The following is a 6,179-nucleotide window of genomic DNA, read 5'->3' on the forward strand; positions in this document are numbered from 1 at the left end:
TCAGCTTTCTTGCGCCTCAGCTCCTGGGGATCTGCGAGCGCCGTGCCAGCAGCACGATCACCACCACCGACGTCGCCGCCAGCAGCAGGGTCCCGAGGACATCGACCATCCCGGCGACGGGGGTGAACCAGTCGCCGCCGGCCGCGGCCCCGCTCAGCATCTGGAATACGAAGGCGCGTATCAGCACGACGGTGAGCAGCTGCGTGACCCAGTAGGCGATGAACCCTGCCCAGAGGACCTTGCGCGTCCGTCCGGCGGTGAGCGCGAGCAGCAGACCCATCGTGAGGACGAGCAGCGCGGCCAGCAGCCCCTTCGCGACGGTGAGCAGCGAGTGGAGAGCCTGCAGGACCTCCCAGTCGAGGGCTGCCCACTGGGGGCCCAGGTTCTGCAGAGGCACGATCCCCGCGAGGAGCAGCGCCGTGATCAGCAGCACCACGGCGACCGGCACAGGGCCCACTGGGATTCGGTGGGTCTGTTCCGCCCGGTGCGGGCGCCTCAACAGCAACAGCGCGAGCATGCCGATGATGGCGGTGAGCAGCATCGTGCCGCCGCTGGTGAACAGGTTGCCGATCGCAGTGCGCAGGCCGTATCCGACGGCGGTGTCATCGCCCACCCCGAGCATCCGCAGGAACAGGGCCAGCAGCTGACCCGCCGGAAACACCAGCGCCGAGAGCACCAGCAGACCCAGCATGAGCAGTGGCTGACGCGAGAGGCGCCTTTCGTCAACGCGGGCGTTGCCGGAGGCGGCGAGGAGCCACAGCACCGAGGCGCTGAAAGCCAGGCTGACCGGGACCATGACCAGGTAGAAGCCCTGGACCACGTACTGCATGGCCTCGAACGGGCCCTGCAGAGGCAGGAGCAGCAGCTCGATCACACCGGTGAGGATCACTGCCCCGGCCAGCACTGTGACAGCGAGGGCGGGTCGGCGCAGCGGCGCCTCGGCACGCCCGCCAGTGCGGACCCCGACGGGCGGGGCACCTGGGGTGGGAGTGGACGGCACGGAAGCGGGCTGGGTCATCACAGATGTCCTGGAGTGAGAAGGCCTGGAGTGAGAAGGCGGGGTGCGGTCGATCCTAGAGCGATGGTGGCGCGGGGGCGGCCGATCGGGGACGCGGAGTCGGGAGCCGGGAGCTGTAAAGGGTCGTGGGATCATGGAGCGGTGACCTCTCCCAGTGCCGATCCGACTGCCGCGCCCATCCCTGCCGCGCTGAATCCGACCGCGTCGACCCCCGCCGCGTCGATATCCGCCGCGTCGATATCCGCAGCGTCGATATCCGCAGCGTCGATCCCCGCAGCGCCATTTCCCGCTGACAGCGGATTCGAGATCATCGCCCGCCACGGGGAGAAGGCGCGCGCCGGGGTGCTCACCACCCCGCACGGACAGATCCAGACCCCGGCCTTCATCCCGGTGGGCACCAAGGCCACGGTCAAAGCAGTGCTGCCGGAGTCGATGAGCGACCTGGGAGCGCAGGCACTGCTCGCGAACGCCTATCACCTCTACCTCCAGCCCGGCCACGACCTGGTCGACGAGGCCGGCGGCCTGGGCGCCTTCATGAACTGGCCCGGCCCCACCTACACCGACTCCGGCGGCTTCCAGGTGATGAGCCTCGGGGCCGGCTTCAAGAAGGTCCTCTCGAGCGAGTTCTCCGGCGGCGAGAAGGCCCGGACCTCCTCAGGGGAGGACGACGCGGTCGCCGAGGGCAAGGAGCGGCTCGCCCACGTCGACGACGACGGGGTCACCTTCCGCTCCTTCATCAATGGCGATGAGCATCGCTTCACCCCCGAGATCTCGATGCAGATCCAGCACGGGCTGGGGGCCGACATCATGTTCGCCTTCGATGAGCTGACAACGCTGATGAACTCCCGCGGCTACCAGGAGCAGGCGCTCGAGCGCACCCGGCTGTGGGCGATCCGCTGCCTCGCCGAGCACGCCCGCCTCACCGCGGAGCGCACCCACCGCCCCTACCAGCAGCTGTGGGGCGTGATCCAGGGCGCCCAGTACGAGGATCTGCGCCGCCAGGCCTCCCGCGATCTGGGAGCGATGAACGTGGAGGGTTGGTCCTTCGACGGCTTCGGCATCGGCGGGGCGCTCGAGAAGGAGAACCTGGGCACGATCGTGGGATGGGTGACCGATGAGCTTCCCGAGGCGAAGCCGCGCCACCTGCTGGGCATCAGCGAGGTCGATGACCTCTTCGTCGCGATCGCCGCGGGGGCCGACACCTTCGACTGCGTCTCCCCGTCCCGGGTGGCTCGCAACAGCGCCGTCTACACGCGCACCGGTCGGGTGAACCTCACCGGTGCGAAGTATCGCCGCCAGTTCGCCCCGATCGACGAGGGCTGCGACTGCTACACCTGCACCCACTACACCGCCGCCTACGTCCATCACCTGTTCCGGGCCAAGGAGATGCTCTCCTCGACCCTGTGCACGATCCACAACGAACGCTTCGTGGTGCGCCTGGTGGACCGGATCCGCGACTCCTTGCGCACCGGTGACTTCGACGCCCTGCGGGAGGAGACCACCGGCGCCTACTACGGCTCACCCCGGTGAGCGGCCGATGAGCGAGCAGTCGCCCTGGGCGCCGCAGCCAGACCCCGAAGTACCCGACCCCGAAGAGCCCGGCGCGCTGGCGGCCGGTGCCACGGCCACAGACGGCGCAGCGACAGACGAGGACCCGGGGGCAGACGGCGCCACCGGGACAGCAGACGCGGCGCCAGGCGAGCGCCCGGGCGCAGACGACGCCACGGGGACAGCTGGCGCGGCGCCAGGCGAGCGCCCGGAGATCGACACAGCGACAGCCCTCGGGGCTGCAGTGTTGCTGCTCGCCGTCGCGGGGATCTGTGCACTGCTCGGGGAGCACTTCCTGCTGGGCGTGCTGCGCCTGGCGGCGGGCGTCCTCGCCGGGCTGGGGGTCGGCGCGGCGCTGCTCGCCCTGGTCGGGAACCGCCTCCGACGCCGCTCGCGGGTCCTGCTCGCCGGTGGCGTGGCAGCGGCCCTGATGCTCGCCCTGACCGTCCCGGCCGTGCTTGCCACCCGGCTGGATCCGCTCTCGGAACAGGCCCTGGTCACCGCCGAGGCCGTCGCTGACGGCGACACCGTGCATTCCCTGCCGGAGCCCGGCACACCCGTGCTGGTGCGCCGAGCGGACGGTGGTGCCCAACTGCTGGACGGGACCGGATCTCGCAGCCTTGAGGCGCTCCCCGAGGACGTGCTCGCCCTCTCCGCCGACGGCACCCGACTGGTCCGCGCCACCGGGACCGGCACCGAGGTGATCCTGCTGGACCCCACGGCCTCCGCTCCGGACGGAGGCTTCCCCGCACAGACCTTCGAGGGCACCCCGCTCGCTCTGGCCGGCGACCTGCTCGTGCTGCGCCACTGCACGGAGGGCACCTGCCGGCTCAGCGGCTATGACCTCACCGACCCCGCGGCTCCGCTGTGGACCCTCCTGGACGCCGAACAGACCCGCGGTGTCGATCCGCTCGGTGTGGAGGTGGCCGCCCGGCCCGACGCACAGCCTGGTCTGCTGGACGCTGCACGCGCCACGGGAGTGCTCCCGGCGGTGCCGCTGCGCTTCGATCCCGCCCAGGGCTGGGTCCAGCTCGACCCCGCCACGGGGTTCCCCGTCGGCCGCATCCTGGTGGCTCCCGAGGAGGACTGCCGCATCTCCGCGACCGGGCCGTCGCCGCATCCGCAGGACCCGCTGCGCGAGGTGCCGCTGGTGCTCGCCGTCTGCTCCGGAGAGGACGGTGCGCTGACCGCAACCGCCCACCAGGACGGCACGGTGCTGTGGGAGTCGGCGCCGTCCCCGGCTGGTGACTGGTCGGTGCGGATCGACCAGGGGAGGGTGCTGGCCACCGGCACCGAGGCGGGCACCGAGACCGCCGGAGAGATCGTCGCCTCCGAGCAGCGAGCGGAGTGGACCGCTCCCGGGGCCGAGGGTGTGGCCCAGGCAGAGGCGTTCACCTCCCGGATCGGCATCGATGGGCGAGCGATGGTCGTCGCCAACGCGAGCGGGCAGCTGGTCGCCTATGAGACCGCCACCGGGGCGAACATCTGGACCCTGCCGCTCAGCTCCCCGGACGCGACGGTGAGCGGACGTCTCTCGGCGGGCACCGCGGTGGTGCTGGACCCGGTGGCGCGCACGTCACCGCTGGACCCGCGCGGAGCGCAGCGGCTGCGAGTGATCGACACGGAGACCGGCGAGGTCACCGCCGAGGCGATCATCGACGGGGACGTCGGCCCCGTGCGCCCCGTCGGCGGCGGCAGAGCGCTGGTCACCGTGGACGGGGAGAGCCTGCGGTTCGGGTCCTGAACCCGAGCCCGGACTGTGAACCCGGACCGTTGACCCGGTCCGTGGACACGGTTCGTGAACCCGAGCCCGGGCCCTGAACCCGAGCCCAGTCCGGAGCCCGCCCGCCGCAGCGACGTGACCGCCGCCGAGCTATCGACCCTCAGGCGGAGAGCTTCTTCGCCGCGGTGCTGTGGACGAAGAAGGAACCGAGCCCGATGATCGCGATGATGAGGAGGTTGCGCAGCACATCGACCGCCGCCGCGATGCGGTAGCCGTTGCCCGTGAGCTCGCCGGTATCAGCGTCGGCCATGCCGGACGCGAGGAGGACCACTGCCACGATCACGGTGACGATCCAGTAGAGGACGACGGACGCCGGGACCGCGACGGCAACCATGATCCCGCCGGTCCGGGCCTTGCCGCGACCCATCACCGCAGCGATGATCGCCAGGACGAACAGGATGAGGCCCACGGCGTGACTGGCAATGGTCAGCACGAGGGAGGTGAGCCCCGCACCGATTCCGAGCGCGCCCATCTCGCCACCGGCATCGGTGGCGGCGACCTCATCCGCTCCGATGAAGGAGGCCAGGTTGATGCCGAGGCGGATCAGCAGCAGCAGGGCCGTCCCGATCAGCAGGATCAGGCCGAGCAGCTTCACCCGGCGCCAGTTGACCCCGTCACCGGGCCCGAACTGCGGACCGGTGCCCATGCCGCCCTGGCCTGCGCTGCCCGGGTAGCCACCCGGCACCGGGGCGGGTGAGGCCTGACCCCACTGCGGCTGCTGCTCCCACTGCGGCTGCTGTCCTTGCTGCCCCCACTGGCCCTGCTGGCCGAACTCCGGTCCGTATCCCTGAGTCATGCGTCTCTCCCTGCGCTGCGCCGGAGCATCGCCAGCCGGCGACCTCTCGTGGTGCGCACCAGCGTATCGGCAGGTGCGACGGCCAGAGCACCGCGGAGTGGCCGCACGTGAGACGCCCCGGACCTCTCAGAGATCCGGGGCGTCTGCCATGCGTGGAGCTGGAGCGGTCAGGCGTTCTGCTTCGCCCAGCGACGAGACATCAGGGCGCCGACGATCAGGACGGCGAAGACGATCAGCACTCGGATGATCTCGGCGACCAGATACACGAGGGACATCAGGCCCACTGTGGAGATGTCGGTCGACGTGGCGAGGACCGCGATGAGGATCACTCTGAGGATCCAGTACGCGATCACGGAGAGGATCACGGTGGCGATGATGATGATCGCGCCCGTCCGGCCACGGCCGGAGGCCTTGACGATCACCATCACGGCGAGGACCAGCAGAGCCAGTGTGACCAGGCCGTTCACCAGCAGGAGCAGGAGGCCCAGGAGGCCACCGGCACCTTCGAGGCCAGCCGAGCCCGAGGCGCCGCCGGCGAACTGGACGGCGAAGACGATCACGTTGCCGATCAGGCGCACCGCGATCACCGCGAGAGTCGCGTAGAACATCCACTGGATCAGCTTGGCGACCGTCGACGCCGGACCTGCCGAACCTGCCGGACCTGCGGCACCCGGCGCTCCTGCTGCGCCGGGATAGCCCGCACCCGGGTAGGCGCCCGGCGCACCGGTGGGCGCTCCGGTGGGCGAGGCCTGTCCCCACTGCGGCGGCGCGGGCGGGGCCTGCTCGGGAGCCCCCCACTGCGGCTGCTGCTGAGGCTGCGGTGCGGGCGGCGGATTCTGCCCGGCCTGCCCCCACTGCCCCTGCTGTCCGTGGCCCGGTCCATACCCCTGAGTCATGCGTCTCCCTCGATGCTGCATCGTCGCGACGTCACGGCGACGCCCCTCCCAGGCTATCGCCCGCCCTCGTGGGGGAGGCGGTGGCCAGGTGACAGCGGGGTTGCGGAGTGGTGGCGATCTCAGGCAGGCACAGGGGCC

The 6,179-nt window shown here is 71.0% G+C and carries 6 protein-coding genes; 2 read left to right on the top strand and 4 right to left on the bottom strand.

Annotated features, from left to right (window positions below; genetic code table 11):
- Positions 1–16 precede the first annotated feature (16 nt).
- Both ACTH43_RS04155 and ACTH43_RS04160 read right to left on the bottom strand, forming a co-directional pair.
- Complete coding sequence (locus tag ACTH43_RS04155) at positions 17–1,018, bottom strand: hypothetical protein (protein ID WP_441443663.1); 1,002 nt, start codon at positions 1,016–1,018, stop codon at positions 17–19.
- 131 nt (positions 1,019–1,149) lie between these two features.
- Positions 1,150–1,368 (bottom strand): hypothetical protein, encoded by a 219-nt coding sequence (locus ACTH43_RS04160; RefSeq protein WP_441443716.1) that lies wholly within the window; start codon positions 1,366–1,368, stop codon positions 1,150–1,152.
- Between ACTH43_RS04160 and tgt the strand changes: the two genes are divergently transcribed.
- Positions 1,271–2,548, top strand: a complete 1,278-nt coding sequence (gene tgt, locus ACTH43_RS04165; RefSeq protein ID WP_441443714.1) for a tRNA guanosine(34) transglycosylase Tgt — start codon at positions 1,271–1,273, stop codon at positions 2,546–2,548. The two genes, ACTH43_RS04160 and tgt, sit on opposite strands and share 98 nt — an antisense overlap.
- A 262-nt stretch (positions 2,549–2,810) precedes the next feature.
- Entirely contained in the window at positions 2,811–4,310 is a 1,500-nt protein-coding gene (locus ACTH43_RS04170) for an outer membrane protein assembly factor BamB family protein (RefSeq protein WP_441443664.1), read from the top strand.
- A gap of 139 nt (positions 4,311–4,449) precedes the next feature.
- On the opposite strand, the gene ACTH43_RS04175 is transcribed toward ACTH43_RS04170, so the two are convergent.
- Complete coding sequence (locus tag ACTH43_RS04175) at positions 4,450–5,145, bottom strand: hypothetical protein (RefSeq protein ID WP_441443665.1); 696 nt, start codon at positions 5,143–5,145, stop codon at positions 4,450–4,452.
- A gap of 167 nt (positions 5,146–5,312) precedes the next feature.
- Positions 5,313–6,041, bottom strand: a complete 729-nt coding sequence (locus tag ACTH43_RS04180) for a hypothetical protein (protein ID WP_441443666.1) — start codon at positions 6,039–6,041, stop codon at positions 5,313–5,315.
- Between the last annotated feature and the right edge of the window lie 138 nt (positions 6,042–6,179).

It is taken from the genome of Brachybacterium sp., from assembly GCF_052095815.1.
Taxonomy (GTDB): Bacteria; Actinomycetota; Actinomycetes; order Actinomycetales; family Dermabacteraceae; genus Brachybacterium.

Excerpts from the sequence above, each read along its gene's own strand:
- ACTH43_RS04155 (WP_441443663.1), bottom strand. The coding sequence starts at position 1,018 with ATGACCCAGCCCGCTTCCGTGCCGTCCACTCCCACCCCAGGTGCCCCG.
- ACTH43_RS04175 (WP_441443665.1), bottom strand. The coding sequence starts at position 5,145 with ATGACTCAGGGATACGGACCGGAGTTCGGCCAGCAGGGCCAGTGGGGG.
- ACTH43_RS04180 (WP_441443666.1), bottom strand. The coding sequence starts at position 6,041 with ATGACTCAGGGGTATGGACCGGGCCACGGACAGCAGGGGCAGTGGGGG.